The 24,263-nt window shown below is 58.3% G+C and carries 14 protein-coding genes; 6 read left to right on the forward strand and 8 right to left on the reverse strand.

Annotated features, from left to right (window positions below):
* Positions 1–25: 25 nt before the first annotated feature.
* The 3 genes from rpoC to hspQ all read left to right on the forward strand — a co-directional run bounded on the left by rpoC (position 26) and on the right by hspQ (position 5,460).
* Positions 26–4,189, forward strand: a complete 4,164-nt coding sequence (rpoC, locus tag O3S85_RS14990; RefSeq protein ID WP_269541424.1) for a DNA-directed RNA polymerase subunit beta' — start codon at positions 26–28, stop codon at positions 4,187–4,189.
* A 233-nt stretch (positions 4,190–4,422) separates the two neighbouring features.
* A complete protein-coding gene (locus O3S85_RS14995; RefSeq protein WP_269541426.1) occupies positions 4,423–4,983 on the forward strand; it encodes a hypothetical protein in 561 nt (186 codons plus the stop codon).
* 117 nt (positions 4,984–5,100) lie between these two features.
* Positions 5,101–5,460: a heat shock protein HspQ gene (hspQ, locus tag O3S85_RS15000; protein ID WP_269541427.1), complete on the forward strand. Its 360-nt coding sequence runs from the start codon at positions 5,101–5,103 to the stop codon at positions 5,458–5,460.
* Between the two features lie 5 nt (positions 5,461–5,465).
* On the opposite strand, the gene O3S85_RS15005 is transcribed toward hspQ, so the two are convergent.
* The 3 genes from O3S85_RS15005 to O3S85_RS15015 all read right to left on the reverse strand — a co-directional run bounded on the left by O3S85_RS15005 (position 5,466) and on the right by O3S85_RS15015 (position 8,153).
* Positions 5,466–5,876: a hypothetical protein gene (locus tag O3S85_RS15005; protein ID WP_269541428.1), complete on the reverse strand. Its 411-nt coding sequence runs from the start codon at positions 5,874–5,876 to the stop codon at positions 5,466–5,468.
* Positions 5,877–6,036: 160 nt separating this feature from the next.
* The gene (locus O3S85_RS15010; protein WP_269541429.1) at positions 6,037–6,780 is read right to left on the reverse strand and encodes a DNRLRE domain-containing protein; all 744 of its coding nucleotides are present in this window, start codon (positions 6,778–6,780) and stop codon (positions 6,037–6,039) included.
* Positions 6,781–6,977: 197 nt separating this feature from the next.
* Positions 6,978–8,153, reverse strand: a complete 1,176-nt coding sequence (locus O3S85_RS15015; RefSeq protein WP_269541430.1) for a helix-turn-helix domain-containing protein — start codon at positions 8,151–8,153, stop codon at positions 6,978–6,980.
* A 117-nt stretch (positions 8,154–8,270) separates the two neighbouring features.
* On the opposite strand from O3S85_RS15015, the gene O3S85_RS15020 reads away from it, so the two are divergent.
* Both O3S85_RS15020 and O3S85_RS15025 read left to right on the forward strand, forming a co-directional pair.
* Positions 8,271–9,119 (forward strand): LamG-like jellyroll fold domain-containing protein, encoded by an 849-nt coding sequence (locus O3S85_RS15020; RefSeq protein ID WP_269541432.1) that lies wholly within the window; start codon positions 8,271–8,273, stop codon positions 9,117–9,119.
* A gap of 8 nt (positions 9,120–9,127) precedes the next feature.
* Positions 9,128–12,187 (forward strand): sulfatase-like hydrolase/transferase, encoded by a 3,060-nt coding sequence (locus tag O3S85_RS15025; protein WP_269541434.1) that lies wholly within the window; start codon positions 9,128–9,130, stop codon positions 12,185–12,187.
* 111 nt (positions 12,188–12,298) lie between these two features.
* On the opposite strand, the gene O3S85_RS15030 is transcribed toward O3S85_RS15025, so the two are convergent.
* Both O3S85_RS15030 and leuA read right to left on the reverse strand, forming a co-directional pair.
* Positions 12,299–14,875 (reverse strand): right-handed parallel beta-helix repeat-containing protein, encoded by a 2,577-nt coding sequence (locus O3S85_RS15030; RefSeq protein ID WP_269541435.1) that lies wholly within the window; start codon positions 14,873–14,875, stop codon positions 12,299–12,301.
* A gap of 428 nt (positions 14,876–15,303) precedes the next feature.
* Entirely contained in the window at positions 15,304–17,061 is a 1,758-nt protein-coding gene (leuA, locus tag O3S85_RS15035; RefSeq protein WP_269541436.1) for a 2-isopropylmalate synthase, read from the reverse strand.
* A gap of 320 nt (positions 17,062–17,381) precedes the next feature.
* On the opposite strand from leuA, the gene O3S85_RS15040 reads away from it, so the two are divergent.
* Complete coding sequence (locus O3S85_RS15040; RefSeq protein ID WP_269541438.1) at positions 17,382–18,374, forward strand: VPGUxxT family thioredoxin-like (seleno)protein, type 2; 993 nt, start codon at positions 17,382–17,384, stop codon at positions 18,372–18,374.
* Positions 18,375–18,517: 143 nt separating this feature from the next.
* Here O3S85_RS15040 and O3S85_RS15045 read toward each other — a convergent pair whose 3' ends face one another.
* The 3 genes from O3S85_RS15045 to O3S85_RS15055 form a co-directional block, all read right to left on the reverse strand.
* The gene (locus O3S85_RS15045; RefSeq protein WP_269541439.1) at positions 18,518–19,486 is read right to left on the reverse strand and encodes a hypothetical protein; all 969 of its coding nucleotides are present in this window, start codon (positions 19,484–19,486) and stop codon (positions 18,518–18,520) included.
* Between the two features lie 441 nt (positions 19,487–19,927).
* Positions 19,928–21,919, reverse strand: a complete 1,992-nt coding sequence (locus O3S85_RS15050; protein ID WP_269541441.1) for a PEP-CTERM sorting domain-containing protein — start codon at positions 21,917–21,919, stop codon at positions 19,928–19,930.
* A 128-nt stretch (positions 21,920–22,047) separates the two neighbouring features.
* Complete coding sequence (locus tag O3S85_RS15055; RefSeq protein ID WP_269541442.1) at positions 22,048–24,138, reverse strand: transglutaminase family protein; 2,091 nt, start codon at positions 24,136–24,138, stop codon at positions 22,048–22,050.
* Positions 24,139–24,263 lie beyond the last annotated feature (125 nt).

Raw genomic sequence — 24,263 nt, forward strand, 5'->3', positions numbered from 1 at the left:
TTTATAATTCTTCCGAAGGAAAACAATGAGTACGCAAGAAGCACGCGAAGCACTTGGATTCGACCAAGACCAGTCGTTTGACTCGGTCAGCATTACCGTAGCCAGCGCGGACACGATCCGCTCTTGGTCACGTGGGGAAGTAAAAAACCCTGAAACCATCAATTACCGCACGTTTAAGCCCGAGCCGGGCGGCCTGTTCTGCCAGCGTATTTTTGGGCCGGTCCGCGACTACGAGTGCGCCTGTGGCAAATACAAGCGCATCAAGTACAAGGGCGTCATCTGCGACCGCTGCGGCGTCGAAGTGACCGTTGCCCGCGTCCGTCGTGAGCGCATGGGCCACATTGAGCTCGCCGTTCCGGTGAGCCACATCTGGTTCCTCAAGTCGATGCCCAGCCGCCTCGGTCTGCTCCTCGACATGACCGCTCGCAGCCTCGAACGGGTCATCTACTATGAGAACTACATGGTGGTCGATCCGGGCAAGACTCCGATGGAGCCCAAGCAGCTCCTGACCGAGCAGGAATACATCCAGGCTCAGGACGAATACGGCGAAGACGCATTTGTGGCCAAGATGGGCGCGGAAGCACTCCGCGACAGCCTGGCCCAGCTCGAGCTGGAAATCGAGATCGGCACCCTGCACGAGCAAATGCACAGCACCCGCTCGAAGCAGATCAAGAAGAAGCTGGCAAAGCGCCTCAAGGTGATCCAGGGCTTCATCGACAGCGGCACCCGCCCCGAGTGGATGGTGCTCGACGTTCTGCCCGTCATTCCGCCGGACCTTCGCCCGCTCGTTCCGCTTGAAGGTGGCCGCTTTGCGACCTCCGACTTGAACGACCTTTACCGCCGCGTCATCAACCGCAACAACCGTCTGAAGAACCTGTTGCAACTGAAGACTCCGGACGTAATTATCCACAACGAAAAGCGCATGTTGCAGGAAGCTGTTGACGCGCTCTTCGACAACGGTCGTCACGGCCGCGCCGTCACCGGTGCTGGCAACCGCCCCCTCAAGTCCCTCAGCGACATGCTCAAGGGCAAGCAGGGCCGCTTCCGTCAGAACTTGCTCGGTAAGCGCGTGGACTACTCCGGTCGTTCCGTTATCGTCATCGGTCCGGAACTGAAGCTCAACGAGTGCGGTCTTCCCAAGAAGATGGCCCTCGTGCTCTTCGAACCGTTCATCATCCGCCGTCTGAAGGAGCTGGGCTTTGTCCACACCGTTCGTGGTGCGCGCAAGATGATCGAAAAGAAGTCGCCGGAAGTCTGGGACATTCTGGAAGAAGTGACCAAGGGACACCCGGTGATGCTTAACCGCGCGCCGACCCTGCACCGTCTTTCGATCCAGGCCTTCGAGCCGAAGCTGATTGAAGGTAACGCGATCCGCCTGCACCCGCTCGTCTGCACCGCTTACAACGCGGACTTCGACGGTGACCAAATGGCCGTTCACGTGCCGCTGTCGGTGGAAGCCGTCATGGAAGCCAAGCTCCTCATGCTGGCCACGCACAACATCTTCTCGCCGTCCTCTGGTAAGCCGATTTTGACGCCGTCGCAGGACGTCGTTCTTGGCTCTTACTACACCACGGCCGACCCGAAGACCAAGCCCGCCAAGGGCCAGCGCGTGCCGCTGATCGCCACCCGCGACGAAGTGATCCTGGCCGAGTCCACCCGCGCAGACTTCAATCTGCACACCTGGGTTGACTTCGTGAACCCGGACTACGGCAAGCCCGGCACCATTTACGGTAACCACGAAAAGAAGATCATCCGCACCACGGTTGGCCGCATTCTCTTTGCGGAAATCTGGCCGGAGAAGATCGGTTTCGTGAACTTCGCCGTCACCAAGAAGAAGCTGGGTGACCTGATCATGAACTCTTACAAGACCGCGGGTAAGCGCGACGTCGTGCCCGTGCTCGACGCGCTCAAGACCATCGGCTTTAAGATGGCAACCCGCGCCGGCATCTCCGTCGGTATTGCCGACATGATCATCCCGAATGACAAGAAGGACATCATCGCCGAAGCTCGTAAGAAGATCGAAGAAGTTGAAGGCCAGTACTCGAAGGGTATCATTACCACGGGAGAGCGCTACAACAAGATCATCGATATTTGGACCGGTGCCACCGACCAGATCGCGAACTCCGTGTTCCGCGACCTGAACGAGAACCAGGGCCGCCCGGAAATTAACCCGGTTTACCTGATGATGGACTCCGGTGCTCGTGGTAACAAGCAGCAGGTTCGCCAGCTGTGCGGAACCCGTGGCCTGATGGCCAAGCCGTCCGGTGACATTATCGAACGCCCGATTCTGTCCTCCTTCCGCGAAGGTCTGTCCGTTCTGGAATACTTCCTTTCGACCCACGGCGCTCGTAAGGGCCTCGCCGACACCGCGCTTAAGACCGCGGACGCAGGTTACCTTACCCGTAAGCTGTGCGACGTCGCCATGGACTGCGTTATCACGGAAGATGACGACGGCAACCGCGACGGTATCTGGAAGCACGCCATCTACGAAGGTGACGACGAGATCGTGCCGCTGGAAGACCGTATCGTAGGCCGCTGCCCGAGTGAAGACGTTCGCAACCCGCTCGAGCCGGACGAAATCATCGTCAAGAACGGCGAGATCGTTTCCGAAGCCGCGGCGAAGAAGATCGTCGATGTGGGCATCGAACGCATCAAGGTCATGTCGCCGCTCACTCACATGCGCAAAAACGGCATCCCGGCGCTCTCTTACGGCCTCGACCCGGCAACGGGCGACATGGTCAAGCCCGGTTCCGCAGTCGGTATCATCGCGGCGCAGTCCATTGGTGAGCCTGGCACGCAGCTGACCATGCGTACCTTCCACATCGGTGGTATCGCGACCGGTTCCATGAAGAATCCGGAGATCAAGGTCCGCAACGACGGTTTCGTTCGCTACACCGGCCTGCGCATGGTGCAGACTGTTGACGGCGCGAACATCGTGCTTAACAAGACCGGTTCGGTCCAGATTCTGGACGAAGACGACCGCGTCATGGAAGACTACCAGATCGTTACCGGTTCGGTGCTGACCGTCGCTGATGGCGGCCAGATCCAGAAGGGTAGCGTCCTGGCCATGTGGGACCCGCATAACATTCCGATTCTGTCGGAAAAGCCGGGTAACATCGCCTTTAAGGACATGATCCCGGGCGTTACCATTAAGCGCGAACTCGACTCCTCCACCGGCCGTATCGCCACCGTGGTTATCGAGCACAAGGAAGACCTCAACCCGCAGGTCGAAATCCGTGACGACGCCGGCAAGGTCCTTGCGACCTACGCAATTCCGGTGGGCGCACAGGTTTCTGTCTCCGATGGCGACACCATCGCCCCGGGTGCCCTGCTGGCCAAGACTCCGCGTTCGGCGTCCAAGACGCAGGACATTACCGGTGGTCTGCCGCGTGTTGCTGAGCTCTTCGAAGCCCGTCGCCCGAAGGACGCCACCGAAATGGCGAAGATCGACGGTGTGGTTTCGTTCGGCGGCGCAGTCCGCTCGAAGAAGAAGCTCATCGTGACCAACGAGGAAACCGGCGAGCAGGAAGAGCACCTGATCCCGCACGGCAAGCACATCATCGTGCATGCCGGCGACGTGGTTCACAAGGGCCAGCACCTGACCGAAGGTTCTGCCGATCCGCACGAAATCCTCGACATCCTTGGGCCGAATACCGTTCAGGAATACCTCCTGTCCGAAATTCAAAAGGTCTATCGTATGCAGGGTGTGCCGATTAACGACAAGCACATCGAGCTCATCATCGCCCGTATGCTCCGCAAGGTGCGCATCACCGATCCAGGTGACAGCGACTACTTCTGGGGTGAGCAGATCGACAAGAGTGACTTCCTCAACGAGAACGAGCGCATCGCAGAAGCTGGTGGTAAGCCGGCCGAAGGTGAGCCGATCCTGTTGGGTATCACCAAGGCATCGCTCGAGACCGAGTCGTTCATCTCCGCGGCTTCCTTCCAGGAAACCACCCGCGTGCTGACCGACGCTTCGACCCTCGGCAAGAAGGACCGCCTGACCGGCTTCAAGGAAAACGTGATCATGGGTCACCTCATCCCTGCCGGCACCGGCCTGCCGAAGTATCGCCGCCTGACCGTCAACGCCCTTGGCGCACCGGTGGAGAACAACCCGATGGTCGAGCGCGACTACTCGCTCAGCGACGACGAAGGCAGCGAATCCACCTTCACGCCGCAAGTCGGCTAAGTCGGTCGATACGATCCGCAAAAATTTACACGGCGCTTCCGTTTTTCGGGAGCGCCGTTTTTTTTGTGGTTTAGTTGGGAGTTGTGAGTTTCGAGTTCCCGCCGGTCTGATTTCAGTTCTTTAAAAACTCCCAACTCGTAACTCGAGACTCCCAACTAAAACTTTTTTTGCTAGTCAATGGCGGCGCGGGCTTTAGGTTAGGTGATAAATACCATCCTTAAACTGATATCACCGTGAGCGATTTACCCTTACCCAACTCGGACGCACAAGATGAACTGCAGGACTTCTTCTCTCAGGAAGAGTTTTTGGCTTTCTTTAATTTCTACCAGCCTGCGCCCGGAGGTAAACGGACCCTGGAGGGGCTTTGCAAGGTAGCTCGCCCGCAGGCCGGCTCCCAAAGCGCTCGGGTTAACTACCTTTGCCTGACCTTCATCGTCGATACGCCGACCGAAGAGCTAGAGAAGCTCGCCGAGACAACCATCGACAAGCTCAAGGTCTCGTCGTTTAAGATGCAGCTGCCCGCGTTGCAGTCCATCACTTCGGTGCCGGCCAGCATGCGCCACAGCGAGAACTACGTCCACCAAATGGACCTGATTTTCAGCAAGAGCTTTGCGATCGATCCGCGCGAAGTCGTGCCGGTGCTCCTCTTTACCTTCCGCAGTGTGACCGGCCTCAAGACCGAGGCACCTCAGTGGTGGGACGAGGCATCGCTCAAGGCACCGGCTCCCAGCGAAACGGAAAAAGCCAACTGGGGCAATCGCATCAAGGCCCTCTGGAAGGCTGTTGGCGGCTAGGGGAATTCAAAATTCAAAATTTAAAATGCAAAATTCAAAAAAGTCATCTCGATTCCCTTCCGGTAAGTTCCAGTTGATTGGCTTTTTGCATTTTAAATTTATCATTTTGAATTTCCAATGATTGCGCCGCGGGAGGCATTTGAGGAAGGCGGCGGGTCCGAGCCGTTATTTGAGGCGGGCGATTTGGTGAAACACCGTCGCTACGGCTATCGTGGTGTGGTCGTGCATCGCGACGACTCCTGCCAGGCCTCGGAGGTATGGTATCAAAAGAACCAGACTCAACCCGACCGCGAGCAGCCCTGGTATTACGTGTTGGTCGATGAATCCGACCAGACTACCTATGCCGCGCAAAGCAGCCTGGCACCCGATGATGACGACTCCTGCGTCATGCACCCGTGGGTGAACTTGTATTTCAAGGGCTTCGACGCTGGCAAGTATCAGCGCAACGACAAGCCTTGGAGCACAGAAGAGCAATAGCCACGCTACTCTGGATGCCAGTGTAAGGGCTGGTCGTTGAGCACGTTCCAGAGGTTGTTGGCGATCAGCACGCCCACGGCGATAAATGAAATCAGCCACGCCGGTGCGAGCGCAAACAAGCCGATCAAGGCCGCGCCACTTCGGGCGTAAAATAATGCAAAGACGCACCCGAGAGTTGCCCCCAATTGCAGGGTAAGGACTGCGCTCAATACCGGGTAATAATACGCCAGCACGGCCTCGCGTAGTGCAATGGGATAGCCGCCGTCGTTAGTCCAGAAGGCGGGCGTTTCTTTCAGCACGGTTAACGCCAGACAGCCGACGGTGACGCCGAGCCAGAGCACGCCGATCGCCAAAACCGTCAGGCATAAGGCGAGGGGAGTGGTATCGTCGTGCCGATGCCGGCTATTGTCGGACATGGGTCAAAGCATGACCTTGCGGGCAGCCTAAATCAATGCCGGATCGTTGCTCATATAAGACCTCTTTGCCGCTATTTCCTCAGGAGCAGCATCGACACAAAAAAACGACTGACCCGCGTTATGGATCAGCCGTCTGGAAAAGTTTGAATGGTTCAGCCAATTAGGCGCGGCGGCGGCGCAACAGGATGACGGCACCACCCATGGCGGCCGCGATCAGTGCGAAGTCCGATGGCTCGGGAACCGTAGCGAACTCGAGCGTCGGTTGGTAGGCGGTGGTTGGATTCTCGCGTGAGCCGAAACCATACTCAGTGGTATCGCTCCAAGAGATCATCAGCGTCACGGTGTTGTCGGCTTGAACGAAGTCGCCCAGGCTGGCAATGGTCACGGTGTAAACTTTGCCGACATTGGAATTGTATTGGTTATCGAAGGCCTCGATAAGCGTGGTGGTGCTGGCATCGAAACCGGTGTCAACGTTGGTCGTGCGGTCGTTGCCCGGCGCGTTGTTCCAGGTGAGAGCGGTTTGATCCCAGTCGGTGCCGAGTTCGCTGCCAGTGGGCGTGAAACCGGAGTTCAGGCCGTAGAAATAGAAGGTTCGGTTACCGTTTTGGTTGGCCGCGCGGAAGCTGATCGTGGCGGTGAAGGTTGCTTCAGCGTTCAGGTCGGCATTGAGGCCGGTGAGGTCAAACTTCAGGTAGGCCTTGCGAACATTGTCATTGTTGGTGGCATTGTCGGAGCGCACACGAAGGTCTTCGCTGATGCCGCCGCCCTGCACCGTGTCGGGTTGACCGTCGCGGACGTAGCCGTCGTCGATTGTGGTAATGATCACGGCTTGAGAAAGAGCCGCCGAACCAGTGAGAAGTGCCGAGGCGAATGCCAAGCTGCGGAAGTTTATGAGGGTAGTCATGCTATGTGGGTCTTTGAGTGAAGATTACAAGGGACATTGCCGCTTGTTATGAGGTTTATTAAATAACATAGCATGAAAGGCCGAAGATTGAACATTTCCTTGGTTTAATCTATTCAACAGGGCGCTTGGCGCGCTTAACTTAGACAACCGCGCGACCGCGCTTGATCGGCATCCTTACGTCTGAATGCGAGATACTTCTAGAATGAATACTCCCGGCGAAACTGCGCCGGTGTTTTCCCGGTTGCTTCACGGATCATGCGGTTGAGCTGAGGTTGGTCGCTCAGGCCGCAGCGTAACGCCACTTCACTGAAGGGTAGATCACTGTTGCTCAATAACTTCTTTGCGTGGTCCAGGCGCAACTCACGCAAGACCTCCGTAGGCGGCTTGTCCAGAATCTCATTGAAACGGCGGATCAAGGTGCGCCGGGATACCCGGGCCGATGCGGCAATCATGTCCACCGAAACCGACTCGTGGAGGTTGGCCTGCATGTAGTGAACCGCCGCTTCCACCACGGGATTCCGGTGCGCAGTCATGGAGCTCGAAGCCCGCTCATGGATTTGGAAGCCTCGCGTTAGCATTCGCAAGGGTGGGGCCTTTCCGCGAACAAACTCTGCGATCTGGCGGGCCGCCAGCCGCCCGATTTCCTGGTAATCGATGTGGATGTGGGACAGCGCGGGTTTCGAAAATTCGCAAATGTAGTCGTCACTTCGCACGCCGAGGATGCTGACGTCCCGGGGGATTTCCAGTCCGGCTATTTTACACGCCTGGCACACCCGCCAGGAGTGGTGGTCATCGGGGGCAAACACCGCGCAGGGCAGCGGCACGCTTTTTAAATATTCCGCTAGGGCCGTCAGTTGCTCGTCGAGGCGGACACCTTTGCCGCCGGGCTGCCAGACGTCCAATTGAAAGACGTGGCATTCCATCCGCAGGCTTGATGCCGCTTCCATCGAGGCATCGCGGAGAACCAAGCTGTGGGGCGTAAAGTAATCGCCGCAGTGGAAATACTCAATCCGGCGATAGCCGCGAGCGGCAAAAAACTCACAAGCCAGCCGGGCAATGCCAACATAATCAGGCCCAATCCACGGAAAATCTTCCAGGACCAGAGCCTCCGGACCCACGGTGATGGTGGGCATCTTATTCTGGCGAATGAGGTCGATCGATTCTTGCCGCACACCGGTGATTGAGCCATCCGTCTGCGCTAGCATCTGCTCACGAGTCAATCCACGCGGGAGGTGAAACCACGGGTACATGACCACGTAGTCCAGATCAGGCTGCACACGACTTTCCTGAAAAATGCCTGACGCCACCTGCGTAAGGTAGCTCTTACCCTGCGGATCGAATCCCAGAGCGACCTGATAAGAATGCTTTGCCATGCGCTTGGCACAAATCTTCAAAAAAATGTCCCAGAGCGTCAATATTTTGCGCCACGTAATTTGCTAGTATTGTGGCACCCTAACCCCGAAATACCCTCAACCCACAAGATATCTGTTATGAACTCCTTTGCCTACGCTGCCTTAGCCAGCACTTTCAGCCTGGCCGCTACTGTCTCCCACGCGACCCTGACCGCTTACTGGGACTTCGAAGACGGCCTCGCTGCAACAAGCACCGACATGTCGATCTCCCCCTTCACGACCAGCGAAACTTTCCCTACGGGTAGCTCCATCGTCGCTGGTGGCGTAACCGGCTCTAATTTTTCCTACCACAGCACGGGCGCGAATGGCTCGTTTATCAACACCAATGTCAGCGGCACCTCGATGGGCATTACCGGCAGCGGTAGCAAAACACTGGTTGCCTGGGTGAAGAGCGACACCGTAGGGGCCTGGAACAACGGCGACCGCTATGGCATCCTCAGCTACTCACCCGATGGCGGCAGTGGCAGCGGCGACAGCCTGAGATTGTTGATCGATGAGAATGCGGGTGGTTTACGTTTCGAGGTCAGCGCTGGCTTTATTGCGCTAAGCCAAACGAATCTGGACGATGGCAACTGGCACATGCTCGCCGTCGTGATCAACGCCGGTGACACCGTGGGCGATGTCGATCTATACCTCGATGGCGAATTCCTCGCTCACGATTCTTCCGGCACGCCCACGCGCTTTATCAATACCGGAACGTCGGCGACCCCTGGCAACATCGCCAACATGGCCATTGGCGCGACTCAGAACACCGTGGGCGGTGGCGCAGATGCCTTCAAGGGCCAGATCGACGGCGTGCGGGTTTACGACGAAGCATTAAGTGAAGTCGCTTTGGACAATATTTACACCACCGTTCCAGAGCCGCAGACTTATGCGCTCGTAGGTGCCATCGGCTTGGCGGTCTTCGTATTGCGCCGCCGCAAGTAATTCCTCCCATGAGCAATGTTATCTGGCGCTGGTCCCTTGGGCTGGCGCTTTTACTTTCCTGTCCCCTGTTGCAGGCAGCGGACGCGCGTCCAAACATCGTGGTCATCCTGGCTGATGACCTCGGCTGGGCCGATGTCGGCTTCCAGGGGCAGACGAAAACCTTGACGCCCCGCCTCGATGCTTTGGCTGAGCAAAGCCTGCGGTTTGAGAGCGCGTATTGCCCGGCATCGGTTTGCGGTCCCACCCGCGCGGCGCTGCTTTCCGGCTTTCACAACGGCCATACATTCGTCGATCGCAATGGCGACCTTGCGGGCTTTCGCGCCGAGGATGTGTTTTTCACCCAGCGCCTGCAAGCGGCGGGCTATACCACGGGAGCCTTCGGCAAATGGGGATTCGGGGCGGACCGCGATGACCACTTATCGGCCCCCGAGAGCGTGCCCTCCGCCAAGGGCGTGGATGAGTTTTACGGCTACCTGAGCCACAGGGCCGCGCACGACTACACCCCGCCGCAACTCTGGCGCACGGATGAACTCGCGGCATATGGCATCGCGCCAGAGCCGTACTCTGGCGTCTATTCGCACGATGATATTTCGGCTGAAGCGGTGAACTTCATTCGCAACCATGCGGGGGATGAAGAGCCATTTCTGCTTTATGTGCCCTTTACGATTCCACATTTCGATTTGGATGACATCGCCAGTTTGCCCGGCTATTTTGATGCGTATGCCGACGTGCCCGGAGCGGATGGCTGGACGGACAAAGCAAAGAAATTTGCCGCCATGGTCACCCGGATGGACGCCTCGATTGGAGAGCTGATCGACGCGCTAAAAGACCCTGATGGCAATCCGGCCACCGACGACGGCATTGCTGAAAACACGCTCATCATCTTTTCGTCCGACAACGGTCCGACGCCGGAAGACAACACGCCGATCAACTTCTTCGATGGCAATGGCATCTACCGCGGGGGCAAGCGAGACCTCTGGGATGGCGGCGTCCGCGTGCCGCTGATCGCCTGTTGGCCAGGCGTCATTGAGCCGGGTGTGTCGCCGCGTCTTGTGGACTTAACGGACATCGCGCCGACGCTCGCTGAGCTGGCCGAAACGACGATGCCTCCGGGCCATGATGGCATATCGCTCGTGCCGCTGCTAACCGGTTCCGGCGAGCAAAAGCCCAAGCCCTATGCCATCTTCGAACACCACGAAGGCGATGGGCCCGATAGCGATTCCAAGGACCCGCGTTGGGCCATCCGCCGCGGCGATGACAAGCTGATTAAATTCGCTGATGGCACGCGCTGGCTTTACGACCTCAGCGTCGATCCCGGTGAAACAACCCCCATCGACAACGTTTCGTTGATCGATGAGTTGACTGCCATTGCGCTCGCCGAGCAAGTGGAACAAGGCAATGCCTACACGGTGGAGTATCGCCAATGGGTCGGCATAGATGGCGATTATTTTCATACCGCCGCGAACTGGAATCCCATTGGCGTGCCTGCCGAAAACTGGTCGGCTTCGCTCGTTAACAATGACGCCACAGACGCGAGTGCGCTGCTGCAAAGTGGCGTAGCTGTGCTCGGTTTGGAAGTCGATGGTGTGACGCATACGCAGACGTTGCAACTGGCACCTAGCGCGATGCTCGATGCACGTAATGAGCTGCGTATCGGTGCCCGTGGCCGCGTCCTACTGGATCGCGCGGACCTTGTCACGAATCGTTGGGTGGACATTCGCCCCGGCGGTGAGCTGCGTGGCGTGGGCAACATCACCGGCACGGTTTACAACGAAGGCGTCATCGAGGTAAGTGATGGCTCGACCAGCACCCCACCACCCGCAGTCGACACGGGAGAAATCACCGCGCTGACTTTCGATTTCACCGGTGTGCAAAACCAGGCCATTCAAGCCGCATCCGCGCAAAGCGAATACGTCCAGTTGGCGGCTGGCTTAAGCTACGGTGCCGGTGTCGCTGAGGCCAACGCGGCAACGAATGCCGGAGATGAATTTAACCTGAACGGCTTCGAAACATCGTCGCTCAGCCAGGCCATGGCACAAGGTGATTACCTAAGCTTTGCATTGCAAAGTATGCCCGGCATCGAGATGGCCCTGCGCTCCGTGACTTTTCAACTTTGGCGCAATGGCGCGAACGCCGCCACCGACTACGCGATCACGACATCACTGGATGGGCATAGCTCGGCCTTGGCCACACTGAGCCTCAACAGTGGCGACACCGCCACACATGCCTTGACCGCCAGCTGGCTCGCCACCGCGACCACTGAGCCCGTGGAAATCCGGCTGGTTGCCTGGAATGCCGTGAACAGCGGCAACACACATTTCAACGCCTGCACCACTACGGCCAACTTTGCCACTGCCGACGAGCCGCCGAGTGCTGACAAGGTGCTCGCTGTCGAGGGGGACTGTTTTATCTTACCCGGTGGCGCGCTGCGCATGGTCATTGATGGGCACGGCGTTGCTGGCGTCGATTATCCGCAGCTCAGCGTGAGCGGGCAACTGCGCGCGGCGGACTGCATACTCGCGATTGAATTGGATGCGTTCACCCCTGCGCTTGACCAGGTTTTTCAGCTCTTGCTGGCCGACACGCTCGATGCCGAATTCCGGGTGTCGCTACCCGCGCTTCCCGACCACCTGGCTTGGGACACGACCGAGCTAAATAGCCACGGCCGGCTTGAGGTAATTGCGCGGCCCGACTTCTCCTCATGGATCAATGGCTTCCCGTTTGCGCCTGGTGAAAACGGCCTGGATGACGATCCTGAAAACGACCAAGTGACCAATCAATTTGAATACCTCACCGGAGGCTTACCCGATGTTTCTGATGGCCCGAACTGGTTGACGCAATGGATCGTCAGCGCAGACAAACGCCATTTGCAGATTCAGTTCACGCGTCCGGAAAATCGCTCTGATCTGCCCCTGAGCGGCGCAGTTTCCGATGACCTCCAGCAGTGGTCTCCGGCCGCGCTTTCCATCACGAATCTTGGCAACGGCATGGAGTCCGTCGTGATCACCGATCCGGTTGCATTGGAAGACGCGCCCAACGCTCGCTTTATCCAATTGAGATCCGAGTAAGCGAATTGCATAGCCCGGCTATGCTTTGCGCAAAAAACAGCCCTGGCAGATCACTCCGCCAGGGCTGGTAAAGAATGCTCTTGGCATTAAGCCAAGCGCCGCAAGTGGTGTTTACTTTTCGACGATTTGGAAGGCGTTGATACCGGTGCGGCGGCCGCAGGTGCCACGCAGCTTGAAGGAGCTGGCCGTTTGGTCGCGGAAGACGACAAACTCTTCGCCGTCGACTGCGGTGCCAGTGGTGGTGGCCGTCGATTCTTCATAGGTGCCGTCCCACTCGTGATCGGTGTCGAGCATGTAGCGGGTTTCCTGAGTAGTCCAGGTTCCGCCAACATCGGTTTGGAACTCGACCTTCATTTCGGCGGGGACGGTTTCGCCCGTTTTGCGTCCACCCCAGTAAACATAGACGTCGTAGGTGGCGTAGGGGATGTCGGTCACGGTGGCGGCCGTGGAGGAGGCGTTGCTCATCGCCCGGGTGCCACGCATCAGCAGCGAGTCCGCCTCGTAGGGGGCGCTGTAGGTCGGCGTGGCGTTGGTGTAGTAGTAGGGCGTGTTGCTAAACGAGATGTCCACGCTGGTTGCAGTGCCACTGTCGTCGACCACATCGGTCAGGGTTTCGTTGTTCGCGGTTGTGTTGTTCCAGTTGGGCATCGGGATGTAGCCAGCCACATCGGTCGAGGCGAGCTCGGCGCCGGCGTTGGCGAGGTTCATGCCAATGGTGTCGCCCACGACGAGAACTTCCTCGGTGTTCTCTACGATTTGGATCGCGTTAAAGCCGGTGCGGCGGTCGCAGGTGCCGCGGATTTTAATGCTGTCCAGCGTGACGTTGCGGAAGACCACGTATTCGTTGCCATCGGTGGCGACGCCGCTGGTGGTGGCGGTGGACTCATTGTAGGAGCCGTCCCACTGGCGGTCGGTGTCGAGCATGTAGCGGGTTTCCTGGGTTACCCAGCTGCTGCCATCGTGGGCCTGCAGCGCGATGGACATCTCTGCCGGAACCGGTTGGCCCGAGCTGTGGCCACCCCAGTAAACATAGACGTCGTACTTCTCGTAAGGGATTTCGTAGAAGGCCGCGGCGGTCGAGCTGCCATTGCTGATAGCGCGGGTGCCGGTCATCATCTTGGCATCGTCGTCGAGCGGGGCCGACTGCGCGGGCGTGGAATTACTGTAGTAAAACGCCGTGTTGGTGAAGTCGACATCCGCCGTGGTGGCAGCACCGGTGTCGTCGGTCAGGTTGGTCAGCGACTCATTGTTGACGGTGGTGTTGTTCCAGTTGGCAACGGGGAGGACGCCGACCACATCCGTTGCGGACAGGATCGTGTTGACGCTGTCGGACAGATTGACGCTGATCACGCCAGCAGTGGCCGGGGGGGTGGCCGCGCCGGAGTAGTAGCCCTTGGTGTCGGTGTAGGTCTGGCTGTTCATTGCGTTGCCAATGCCGTTCCAGGTGTCGCTGGCGTTGACAAAGTCGGGGTCGGTTCCGCTGCCGGGGCGGTAGGTGACGGTGCCCGCGCCGAGCGTGACCGAGCCGGAGGTGAAGCTGCCGGAAGCGCCGCTGAAGGACAGGATGCTGTCGGTAAAGCTCAGGCTGCCGCTGCCGTCTTCGTGGGCGGCGGTGCCAGCGTTACCGTGGAAGGTGAAGTTGGACAAAGTCGAGCTGCCGTTTTGAGTCCACACGCCCGAGCCGGTTTCGTCGCCCGCCGGGGTGCCGGTGGAGCGGCGATAGGGGAACGTGGCCACGCAGTTCTCCAAAGTCTTAGTGGTGTGCCAGAGGCGGTAGCCGCGGTAGTTGGCCACGGATACGCAGTCGACAAAAGTGGCGGCGGCCTTGATGTCGTAGCCGGCGTCTTCGTTGTTCAGCGAGATGCAGCCAATAAACTCCGTGGTGCCGCTGGTGTTGCCCTCGACCACGAAACCGTCGCCGTTCCAATAGCTGATGCCCTGGTTGTTCCGGCGGTTGTCCATAGCCACGCAGCCGTCGAAGACGACGTTGGAGTTGGCCGTGCCACCGTTATACACGACGAAGCCGAAGGGGAAACTCTCAGCATGGTCCCACCAACTGGTGTCACCAGCGGTCATATCGGCCAGGCAATCAATGAAGGTGACGTTGTCGCAACCACGGTCGAGGCGATAAGCGTGCTTGGTGTATTCCTGCACAGTGAGGTTCTCGAAGGTCGCGTTGTCCACGTAGCTCAGGTAAACACCATGGCGCACGTTGTGGATCTTGATGTTGCGGAAGGTGACGTGGTTGGCCGTGTCGGAGTTGGTGTTTTTAATACCGTAGCGCACGTGGCTGAGCTCCAGATTTTCGACGACCCAGTAGTCGCCCTTAACCGTGATGATCTGCCATTTGCCGTTGTCCGGGTTCGTGCGTGTCCAAGTGGGGTCACCGCTAAAGTAGGGCAGGCCGGAGCCGGTATCGACGCCGATGATGGATTTGGGCGAGCCGGCAGAGCCGTTACTGGCCAGGCTGAACGAGGAGGAGCCGTAGTCCCCGGAGCCGAGATACAGAGTGTCACCGGGGCCCATCGTGGTGTTGAGGGTGGTGGCGAGTTCGGTCTTGGGGAGGGCGTTGGCCCAGTCTGAGCCGTCTTGGCTGCTGGCACCGGTTGGCGTCATGTAGTAGTCAGCCGCGTTCAATTGCGTAAGCGCCGCCAGGGACAACGCCACGGTGAGGAGTCTATTTTTCATGGGAACAAGCGATCGCCCATTGCGCTAAAAATACGCGCCGGGAGACCAGGGATTATTTAGGGTTAAAACTGCGGGTAGGAAACAAAGATGCCCCCGAGCTTAAGCCACAGGACGAAATGCCCCAAGTGCTTGCCGAGTGAACCTATTAAGCATCGCCGTGCTTTTGCAGTGCCTCTAAACATCGATTCCTAGCACTTATCCGGTCTTGTTTGGCGCGCCTTGCGACTGTGTTTGCTGAGCAGCATCGAAGGGGGGCAGCCTGGGGTCTCTCGGTGCGGGCGGCGATGTCAGTCGAATCTATCGGCGACCGTAGTCGTGCACGATTGTCGAGCCTCTGGCGGCCTGATATGAGCCACGACACCAACAAAAACGGCCAGACCTTCCAGTCTGACCGTTTGCTGTAATTCGAATTTAATTGAAACGCAGCTTTACGCCCTTAAGCGATTATACGCGCTGACGAGGGCCTTGAGGCCGGCTTGCTCGATGCTGGGGTCCAGGCCGCAGCCCCAGACGGATTGGCCGTCCTGCTCGCTGACGATTTGCACGTAGGCGGCGGCGTCGGAGGCGGAGCCATCCGTTAAGGCGTGGCTGCGGTAGTCCGTTACCTTGAAGTCTTTCAAGCCTTCCTTTTCCAAGGCGTGGGCCAGGGCGTTGATCGGGCCGTTGCCGAAGCCTTCGGTGACGATCTTTTTGCCTTCGAAGTTCAGCGAGAAAGTCCACCCGTATTCATTGCCACGCTTGGCGCGCTGGTGGACGAGTTCGCCGTCGTCGTTGGCGGCTTCGACGTGGGTCTCGTCGTGGTCACGCAACTTCAGCGGGCCTTCGCGGTTAACGAACTCCTTGAAAAAGGCGTCGCGGATTTCGTCGATGTTCAGCTCGCGGCCCTGCTCGTCGGCTTGCTTGCCAACGAGGGTACCGACCTCCGGGTGCATCGACTTGGGTAATTCCAAGCCATGTTCGCGGTCCAAAATGTAGGCCACGCCGCCTTTGCCGGATTGGCTGTTGATGCGGATGATAGCCTCATAGTTGCGGCCGATGTCCTGCGGGTCGATGGTCAGGTAGGGCACGGCCCACTCGATTTCGTCCTTGGATTTGCCGGTGTCCTTCTCGGTCTTTTTAATGATGTCCATGCCCTTCTTGATGGCGTCCTGGTGGCTGCCGGAGAAGGCGGTGAAGACCAGCTCGCCCGCGTAGGGATGGCGCTCATGCACGTCCATGCGGGTCAGGCGCTCGTAGACCATGCGGATCTCGTCCAGGTTGGAAAAGTCCAGGCCGGTCTCGATGCCGTGGCTGTTCAAGTTTAAGGCGACGGTGACGATGTCCAGGTTACCCGTGCGCTCGCCGTTGCCGAAGAGGGTGCCCTCGACGCGGTCCGCGCCAGCCAACATGGCCAGCTCGGTGGCGGCGGTGCCGGTGCCGCGGTCGTTGTGGGTGTGCAGGGACACGTGGACCTTGTCGCGCAAGCCGTCGGCCTTCAGTTGATTGCAGAACCACTCGATCATGTCGGCGTGGACGTTGGGCGTGGCCCATTCGACGGTGGCGGGCAAGTTCAGGATGATGGGCGACTCCTGCGTCGGCCCCCAGATTTCGGTGACGGCCTTGCAGATGTCGTACGCGTAATCCAGCTCGGTGTCGGAGAAACTTTCCGGCGAGTATTGGAAGAGGATTTCGTTATCCGTGACCTCGTTGGCCAACTGGCGGACCAACTGCGCGCCCTCAACGGCGATGGCCTTGATCTTCTCCTGGCTCGCGTTGCTGAAGGTTACTTTGCGTTGCAAAGGTGAGGTGCTGTTGTAGAGGTGCACGATGGCGCGGGGCACGCCTTCCAACGCCTCGAAGGTACGGCGGATCAGGTGCTCGCGCGCCTGGACCAGGCACTGCACGGTGACGTCGGCCGGGATTAAATTCTCATCAACCAGTCGGCGGAAGAAGCGGAACTCAGTATCCGACGCCGAGGGGAAGCCGATCTCGATTTGCTTAAAGCCGATGCGGCAGAGCATTTGGAAATACTCCAGCTTTTCCTCGACGCTCATCGGGATGGCGAGGGCCTGGTTGCCGTCACGCAAGTCAACGCTGGCCCAGATGGGCGCGCGCTCGATATGGTTGTCTGGCCACGTGCGGTTGGGCAAGCGGGTTTCGAACTTCTCGTGGAAGGGTCGGTATTTACGCAATGATGCGGTTTTCATGACAAAGGTTATACAAGTAAGGTTGTTCACGGGCCTGCCAAGCGCTAATCCGCGCACAATCCAGGCAGGCAATGAAAGGAAAAACGGCGAGTCGCCGGAAAATGTTTTTTGCTGAAACGGGGAACGCTCCCCGTGGCCTCATCGGGCCATGAAAAAATTGCTAGTCCCCCTCAGGGGAGAAGCTTGGCGGCCGCTAGGTTGGTGAAGGCGCGCAACATGATGGTGTTGGTAATACGCCCTTGACGGTGCGGTTGTCAAGCGTCGGTTGGCGCGTTGCAATCGCGGTGTAAGGAATGCCGGCCGCGTGCGACACATACTGCATGAAAAATATCGTGAAACTGTTGGCCTTGCTGGCCGCGCCTCCGTTGCTGGCGATCACGCTGCAGCCGGGGCAATACCGTGAACTCGGGAACGTGCGTTGGGAGCGGGACTACGGCTCCGGCCTGGCGCAGGCCCAGAAGCAGGACAAGCCCGTCTTTCTGCTCTTTCAGGAGGTCCCGGGCTGCGCTGGCTGCCAGGCTTTTGGGCAAAATACGCTGAGTAATCCGCTGATCGTCGATGCGATTGAGGAGGCGTTTGTGCCGGTGGCGATCTTTAATAACCAGGGCGGTGCCGACCGCGAGGTGCTCGAAAAATACAACGAGCCGGCCTGGAATTATCAGGTCATCCGCTTTGTCGACAGCGAGGGCAAAGACATCCTGCCGCGTGAGGACAACGTATGGACCGACGCCGCAGTGGCTGCCCGCATGATCGAGGCGCTGGAACAGTATGGGCACCCCGTGCCAGACTATTTGCGGACTGTTGCCTGGCAGGGGCAGCCGGGCTTGCAGACCGCGACCTTTGCCATGTTTTGCTTTTGGGATGGCGAGTCCAAGCTGGGCGCGATCGACGGAGTGACGCACACTGAGGCGGGTTGGCTGGATGGCCACGAGGTCGTCAAGCTGCGCTTCGATCCGGAAGTCGTGAGCTTTCTGGAGCTGTCGGAAAAGGCCTCGCGCCTGGGCTGCGATCAGCGCATCTATGCGCCGGATCAAGCCTCGCTGGAGACACTGCCCGCCATGCTGCAGCGCAAGGCGACGGTGTTCGTGGAGGCCGATTACCGGCGCTCCCGTGAATCTGACCAGAAGCGTCAGCTGAGGCGTCTGCACTTCACTGAGATCGAGCTCAATGCCGGTCAGCAGACAAAGATCAACGCCGCTTTGGCCACGGGCAATCCGCAGGATATTATCCGCTGGCTGAGCCCGACTCAACTGGCCAAGCTGCGTGGCGAGCCGGACCCGCAATCACTGCCGCACGCCATTGCGGCGCAGTGATGAAATATCCTCGGTTCTTATTAATTGGCGTCTCGATGTAGGGCTCGCGTTTGCGCGATGCAGCCATTGCCTCTTGGCCAGCAGGTTGCGGCATCGCGCGAGCGCGAGCCCTACATTCCAACTATTTTGCTGGTGGATATCGCCTACTGAGCTGCTTCGGCGCTGACCGGGTCGACGATGATCTCCTGCCGCCCGGTGAACTTGATGTGGTCGGCACCAGGGCCGTCTTCGATGAAAAAGAGCGAGTAGCCATCCATCATCGCGCGGACGATCAGCTTGCCGTGACCGGGGACTTGGAAGGAGCCGTCGTCCTCGGTGTAGGCGGTTTCGAGTGCAGTCTTATAGAGCTCGATCTCGATGTCGGGCGAGAGCTCGGCTTGCAGGCGTTCCCAGGTTTTCTCGGGGCTGGCCATCTGGGCCTGCGCTTGCGCGGCTTGGGCACTGAGCATCACCTGGTTGCGACGGGCTGTATCGTAAACGTCGATCACGCTCTGGTAGTTCATGAAATACTCGTTGAGCGCAGCGAGCCAGCGAATGTCGGCCCGCGCCTGGATGCCTTCCTCGCCGGGTTTCTCGGCCAGCTTTTTGAGGGTTTCGTGGTCCTCGCGCATTTGGGCGGAGATTGCGTTGAGGCTATTGACGAGGTCGCTGACCTTGACCGCGCTGAAGAGCGGGATGTAGCGTTGGTAGAGCGATTCGCGGCTGGTAAAGTTTTTGGGTTCGCCGTTGTCGCCGTAAAACTCGGTGGTTACACGCGCCGGATATTGCTTCTGTAGCTGCTTGATCTGCGCGGTGATTTTCTCGTTGTCCTCGGCGGATACGACGGCGTTTGCATCGGCAGTCTCGTTGGTTTCGGGGTGCAGGTAGGCGTCGAGTCCTTGCTGCTGGCGCGTTACCATTTCATAGACGCGGTTGGGCACAAAGCCGACGCAGATGATCTCAATCACCGGTTCGACGCGATCGGGCAGGTCGACGAGCTCCAGCTTGCCGATGGTGGCGGCCTGGGACTTTGCCGGTTCGGGTGCCTTGGCGGGGGCGGGTGGGGCAGACTTTTCGCCGCAGCCGCTTAGCAGCGCGACGGCAAAAATAAGGAGCGGGGGAAAGAACCTCATGGCGCGATTAAATGACCAGCCCATTGCCTGCGCAATCAGAATTAAGCATTTTTGAGGGCAACGGATTGCTTGGACTTGTTATCATGTCCTCGATAGGTTGAAGGCTACACCGTGCACCTCTAGAGGATTACCGCGCCGAGGAATTGGCGGTAACTGAGCATTGGTGGCAGGATATGGAGTGCGCCAGAGGACTGGCGTTATCGGATTTTTCGTATGCCTGAGTAGTTGCCCTGGGTAATCCAACACAGGCTGCGTTAGGCTGGATTCATTGCGGTGTAGCCGTTGGCGCAAAATGCTCAAAGCGCCAGAGGGCTGGCGCACTCCAAACTTTGCAATAAAAAGTAACTCTGCATTGCAAAGTAAGTTGAAGGCTTCGCTGTTTGAGACACAAAAAAGCCCGGGACGATGCCCGGGCTTTGAAAAAGTATTGTGGTGCTGGGATTACTTACGGCGGCGGAAGTAAACCACGGCTCCCATGACGCCAGCAAAGAGCAGCGCGTAGGTGGAGGGCTCCGGAACGGCGGAGACTTGCCACTTGGTTTGCCCACCGTCGAGGACGGCCATGAATTCGTAGCCAGTGTTGCTGGAGTCGAGCACGCGGTCGGCAAAGACGTTCCAAAGCGCCGTCATGTCACCGTCGCCGAAGAACGAATCCACGATGCTGCCCATGCTGAGGACTGCGCCGGTGTTCAAGTCGAGCGTGCCAGTTGCATCGATATTCAGCGCGGTGAGGATTTGCACGATTTCGCCGTTGGTGCTCAGCGTGCTGTTTTCGCCGATGTTAACTGTGTTCGCGACAAACTGCTCACCGATCTTGTCGAGATTGGCATCACCGGTGGCGGTGTTGTCATTGAGGTAGTTGTTGACGAAGGATACGTTGGCGAGGTCGCCGGTCGTTCCGACGTTAAAGGTGTCAACACCCCACGAGCTGGAGCTCATGTTGGTAACCGAGCTGGCATCGGCAATTTCGAAGGTTGCACTGTCGCCCGTCATGGTGAGGGTGGAGTTCTTGAGGTTATCGCGGGTGGAACCGACTACGCGCACATCCCAGCTACCGCCGAGGTTGACGTCTGCGCCAGTTGCGCCGCCATCAATGCTCATCTTGTCATTGGCAAAATTGCCGCTACCGCCGGCAGGGGCTTCGGGGCCACGACCATTCGGCGCTTCCATGAGCACGTCTCCGCCAATATTCACCGTGCTGCCTTCGACTAACAGAAGAAGGGGTTTCGGGCCGTAACTTACGCTAGATGAGCCAGCGTCATCGACGAAGTGAACGCCGTTGGCAACGTCCAGGTTAAAGCCGGCCATATCTAGAATTTGACTGTCGGAATTGCCCGCATCATTGCGGAATCTTAAGCCATAGTCGGAGGCGTATGGATCGCCAGCGCCATCAAAATCAACCACTGCTGCGGCAAAGCTGAGGTCATCCGTTGCGTTGATGCGTTGGTCGCGACCGGAGGTGCCACTGCTATTCATCCAAAGGCTGCCATAGGTGCCACCATGCATGCGCATGGCGGTCGTGGCGCTAGCGCCGGTGCTTTGGTTGCCGTTGATGCGAATGTTCAGCGCGCCCAAGTTATCGAGTCGTCCGCCGTCGATAGATTCAACCACATACTTACCTGCAAAGCCTGATGCACCGACAGAGCCGGACATATTGATGAAGGAGGTGGCATCCGCGATCCAAGTCTGATCGCTGCGAACATCTAAGTGAACGCCACCGAGGCCAATGACCCCTGTGTCGCGCTGTCCGGCGTTGTTCAAGGTGATGGTCGCGCCAACGCCCGTGAAGCGCATTTGAGGCGCGAGGGTGTTGGTTTCATTCTCAGTGGTAACATTGCCGTTAATATTGATGTTACCCGTTTTGTTGTTGGTATTGGCGGCAAAAGTCTGATCGCCCGTAATATTCAATACCGTGGAATTATTGGGTGAGCTGTCGCCAATTCCCAATTCGAAGAAGGACCAACTCATGCCTTCGTTGATGTCGAGTGAATCGATGTTCCAAGTGGTCCCGAACGAATTGGTGCCAATTTGCAGGCGATTTGCATCACGACTGCCTGAAAGAGCAGAGCCAGATGCGACTATTTGCAAGCCGTTGGTGAGGTTCAGGCTTTTATCGATGATGAGGGGACTGGTTTGAGTGTAGCCAGTAGGATCTTCATTTGATCGGAATATCAAACCCGATGGATCGAACAGGGTGTCGCTCGAATCGATGGATATGCTACCCTGTAAGGTCGGGTCCCCCTGATAGTTGAAGATCGCGGTGTCGCCAGTTCCGGGGACGTTGCCCGTATCCCAGTTGGAGCCGAGCTCAACATCGGCTGAGCTGTTGCTCTCACTGCTGTTCACGCCTTCCCAGGTGGTGTCGACGGCCGAAAGCGTTGTCGCCAAAGTCAGCGTAATGGGCGCAATAGTGCTTAGAGTGCGTTTTTTCACGTTAGGGTAATGGTTAGGGGTTAGTGTTAATCAAACGTTAATCATTCTGTTCGCCAAACGTGCTAGGGTCAATGGGTAAGATTAATTATTAGCAATATCTATAGCGGAGGAACCTATTATAAATCTCGTTATTGACGCCGCAGATCGATTGTCCAGGTAGACTCCGGGGCAGTTTGTGCGATTGCCGGATGCTTAATGACGGCGGGCTGGCTGAGGGGAACCCAGCGGGCTTGACGGCGGTGGTTTGCCTCGCTGTCAGTAGTGGGTAAGCCGTCGTATAGCGGGCCTTCGGGGTTCCAATAATGGTAGAGCGCGGCGGTGGTTTCCTTGCCCGTTTGCCACTGAATGGTGAGCGGAGATTGGATCAACACATGCGGGTGCAGTGCCGGATAAGCGCTAGCGCACTTGTAGCGCAGACCGATGACTGGCTGCCCGCCAACGTGCTGCCACGGGAGGGCAACGCCGTTGATCATTAGTTGGCCCATTGCCGCGAGCTTGGGGTCGCTGAGGGTAAACTCGAGCCGATCCGTGGAGTTATCCACCACGCGAACCGTTGACGCGCCCTGACTTTCCTCGGCCATGAGCGGCCAGGCTTCGAAGGCTTGGCGGACGGTTAACTCGCCGCCGGGGATGCTCAGTTTACCAACGACGGGACACCGGAAATCGATCACCGGGCGCAGCCATTCCGGATCGTAGTCGATACCGGCCTTTTGTATATCGACGCAAATTTTTTCCAGATCCTCCAGCAGCATAGATGGCAGGAAATAGCGGTCGTGCAACTTCGGGCCGAAGCGGCGTAGCTTCTTGCGAAACGGCCGCTTGATGAGCATAGCGATGATGGCGCGAATGAAGAGCGATACGTTGGCCATCATTTCGGCGGTGGGCAGCGTCTCGAACGCGCGTAGCTCGACGATGCCAAGCTTACCCGTGGGCGATGAGAAATTCCAAAATTTATCCAGGCAGATTTCCGCGCGGTGAGTGTTGCCAGCGGCATCGGTCAGCAGGTTGCGGAAGAACTGGTCGAGCATTTCGGGCGAGGGCAGGTAGGAAAGTTTTTCCAAGCCTTCGCAGGCAGACTCGAGCTCGTAGAGCAGGTGCTCGGCACCTTCGTCGATGCGGGGTGCCTGGCAACCAGCTCCGACATACTGGCCGGTGAACAGATACGACAGCGCCGGGTGATGCTGCCAGTAGCGCAGAATGGAGGTAAGCAAAGTGGGCTCGTTGAAGAAGACATTCTCCTCTGGTGTGGGGCCGCCGAAGGCCAGATGTGAGCCGCCGCCGGTGCCGCGGATCGTGCCATTGAGGCTTCGCTTGGTGAGGTATAATCCAACGCGGTGCGCTGCCTCGGAGATCGCGCAAAAGGTGGCGTTGTATTCCTGCCAGGTCGATGCCGGCGGGAGGTTAACCTCCAGTACGCCGGGGTCCGCCGCGAGGCCGAGGCCGGTGGTTTCGCCGTTCGTGTTAAAGGGTGCATAGCCGCAGATGACGAGGTCGCGCAGGTCGAGCTTGACGCTCAGTGCTTCGAGCGTGGAGATCATCTGCTGAAAACCATGCCAGTCCAGCGGTGGCAGGAAGATTTCCAGCGCGCCGTTGCGGACCTCGATCGTGAGCGCGCGCTTAATGGCGTCGTCGGGCAGGTCACTCAGCGGCAGACGCAGGCCGATCGGGCTGTCTCCGGGAATGAGGGGGACGGGGTGTGCGCGGTCAAAGGGCCAGGGTTTACTTTGCCATGCAGAGTTTTCGTAATCCAGTGGCAACACCCATCCGATGGTCTTCTTTTTCGCACCTTGCTCAGCGGCGGGTATGGGGGCGTTATCGATCGCCAATTGCTCGATCATGGCGCGCATGACGCGGGAGGCCTGAGCGGGCTGGTTGCGCCCGGCTTTGTCACCGAGTAAAAATCGCTTGGGCTCCGTCCAGAGATCACCATTCGCTTTGCGTTGCAAAGTTAACAGGTTCCAGCGAGGCAGTGGTTCTCCAGGATAGAGCTTGCCGAAGACCTGCATCACGAGACCGCCTTTGAAATGTGAGTGCAGAAGCTTGCCGGTGAGCTTTCGGGCAAAGCCGAGTTTTTCCGGGCCCATGGCGTCGTTATTCCACTCCGCGCCGGTGGGCATGTTGGGGACAAAGGTGGGCTCGCCGCCCATGGTCAGCGTTATACCTCGCTTGTCGAGGAGTGTTTCAATTTGTGCGGCGCAGTCGGTAGGTGTGTGGCTCAATGGCGGTGGTGGTTGTGGGTTTTATGATGAAGGAACGAGAAGTTTTAGAATCTTGCGGTGGAATGGCTATGGAGTGCGCCAGCCCTCTGGCGCTTTAGCATCTTCAGTAGAATGAATCGTGCCAA

This window comes from Cerasicoccus sp. TK19100 (genome assembly GCF_027257155.1).
GTDB classification, from domain to species: domain Bacteria; phylum Verrucomicrobiota; class Verrucomicrobiia; order Opitutales; family Cerasicoccaceae; genus Cerasicoccus; species Cerasicoccus fimbriatus.